3 protein-coding genes are annotated in these 2,364 nt (G+C 56.0%); all 3 read right to left on the bottom strand.

Annotation, left to right across the window (positions count from 1 at the left end; genetic code table 11):
* Positions 1-312: 312 nt before the first annotated feature.
* Positions 313-1,776 carry a hypothetical protein gene (locus AC1DXV_RS33830; RefSeq protein WP_477937947.1) on the bottom strand — a complete coding sequence of 488 codons (1,464 nt, stop codon included), beginning with the start codon at positions 1,774-1,776 and terminating at the stop codon, positions 313-315.
* A gap of 5 nt (positions 1,777-1,781) precedes the next feature.
* Positions 1,782-2,072: a hypothetical protein gene (locus tag AC1DXV_RS33825; RefSeq protein WP_477937945.1), complete on the bottom strand. Its 291-nt coding sequence runs from the start codon at positions 2,070-2,072 to the stop codon at positions 1,782-1,784.
* 17 nt (positions 2,073-2,089) lie between these two features.
* Positions 2,090-2,364, bottom strand: a 275-nt coding sequence (locus AC1DXV_RS33820) for a 4Fe-4S dicluster domain-containing protein (RefSeq protein WP_477937943.1), incomplete at its 5' end; no start/stop codon positions are given.

Genomic DNA, 2,364 nt, shown 5'->3' with positions numbered 1-2,364 from the left:
CGGGGCGGTGGGTGAGGTACCAGGCGAGGCCGCCCAGCAGGGCCAGGCCGATGACCGCGATCAACGTCCCCAACCAGCGCCGGCGCGGGGCGGCAGGGTGGGCGGGCGTGGCGGCGTCTTTCGGCGTGTGGTCCATGGGCATGGGCAAGGCAGGTGAGGGTGTGCGTCGGCGAGGGCGACTGTGCCACGCAGGCGCAGTCAATCGACGGCTGGATGCCTTGGCACGTGGCGTGCGCGCATTTCAACCCGATAACGTTGCCGGCTTGTTGCTGGCTTCGTGGAGAGGAATGCTGCGTGACCGACCTGATCCTGTCAAAGCTTCTGCCATGGCATGGCATTCAGTAGTCGCCCGTGATCGGCCTTGTAGAGTGCGCCGGGATTCGATTGGGCAAGCTCGCTCAGCACGTTCAAATCGGCACGATGGTGCTCGGTCTGAACACGGCGCCAGGTCCATCGCCCGTCCGTTCTCGGGTTCTTGCTCAGGTGCTCGTCGATCAGGCGAATTCGATAGTTCAGCCAGCGCGCGCGCGAGAAAACGAAGGTTTGGCGAATCGCCTTGTTGATGTTTCCGACCGAGCGAAGGTCATCGAAGTCAGTAGGTGTGCCTTGTCCGAGGCATTTCTGAATGATGAATTTTTTTATATCGTCAGGAAGAATGGCATGCTGCAAGATGGAATCAATTGCTTTTCTGAGAAACATATCGGCCATGAGGAGCTGCATTTTTCGATTGCGCTGGAATGATGGGTGTTCTATCTGCTTTCTTTTCGACGATTCGCCAAGCCACACCATCATTTTTTTTTGTTCTGCGCAGGAGATCAGCTTGCCTCGGGCTTCTTTCCCAAAGCACACGAGATCGATATTGAGATATCTCAGCGAGGGTAGTTTCGTGATGAAGGAAATGAATTTGTCGGGGAGGATCAGATCCTCGTCGAAAGACCACTCTTCATCAATGAGCAGGCTTTGAAGCTTGGGAAATCTTGCTGGGCGGCTTGAGTCTTGCAATTTGCCCCATTCCTCAGCAATTGAATACGATTCCTCGCCATCGAAGCATTCCAGATTGAGATGCTCGAGTGCAGGCAAATCTGCCAGCACCTGCGCGAACTCTATGGCATCCGTGGCGGTGCCGCGAAGGTATTGCAGCGACAGGCTGGAAAGGCGGTCTTTATGACGCAGCAATGCACTGAATGACGGCAGGTTGGGTACGGAAGGGCGGTCGCATAGACGAAAGTCCAGGTTTTCGAGTCCATGGTGACCCCCAAGTGCTTCGATCACTTGATTGATGGCCTCGTCATCGTATTCGCCATCGAAAAGTATCCTCAATGATGTCAGATGAGATGTTTTTTCCAAAGCCGCCACCAATGCCGCGAGGAGCTTGTTCCCGTTATAAAGATAGGCCTCGGGGATTGTGGTTTTTATTTCGGTGATTTGCTGGAAGTTTATCAATGTGCTTATCATCATCTCAAGAGTGCTGTCACACAGGATCAATGATTTGCTGCCCGATTTTATTTTTTCGCCCATCACGTGCGCAAAGTTCTTTGGGAGGCAGAAGTAGGTGCAGAACTCCAGGATTCTGTCGTGACTGTCTGGCGCTTTTGCGATCTCGAGTGAATCGATGTAGAGATCGATTTCGTAACTTCTCGGTTTATCATCGTCCGCGAATTCAGGCCTCTTGGCGTTCAATTCATCGAGAAGCTGTAGCCGTATCGGTCGTACTTCTTCTTCTAAAAATGAATATTTTTCGAGGGGAAGTCTTGAGTCGGGCAAGGGGCGTTTCATGTTGTTCAGATGAATGATGAGTCGAGGCGCGAAGTGATGGACCGTTTCATGACGAAGGAGCAATGGCGCCAGGCATTGGCTTCCTCGTTCTGTAACGGATACGGTCTTTCCGTTCCATTCTTCGCTGCCTCCCCCTCGCGCGCAGCGACGCACTCGCCCTTGCTGCGTTCCGGCCGTGGGCAGGCCGTGTCCGCCAACTTCTGCGCATGCGGACGCAAGCCGCTGCCGTTCAATGAGGCGTCGGTGATTTCTTTGCGCAGCAGGCGTTGTTCGATGTGCGCGCTGCGAGGGAACAAGGCCTGGGGGTTTTCTTCTACATCCCGGCGTAGTTCGGCCCGCCGCCGCCCTCGGGCGCGACCCACACGATGTTCTGCGTCGGGTCCTTGATGTCGCAGGTCTTGCAGTGCACGCAGTTCTGCGCGTTGATCTGCAGGCGGTCCTGGCCGGCCTCGGTCTTGACGAACTCGTAGACGCCGGCCGGGCAGTAGCGCGCCTCGGGGCCGGCGTACTTCGCGAGGTTGATGCCCACGGGCACCGCGGCGTCCTTCAGCGTCAGGTGCGCCGGCTGGTTCTCGCCGTGGTTGGTGT

The organism is Rhizobacter sp. P3_C12, from assembly GCF_056402735.1.
Note: the sequence above shows the minus strand (reverse complement) of the source record. Positions and strands in the feature narration are given on the sequence as shown.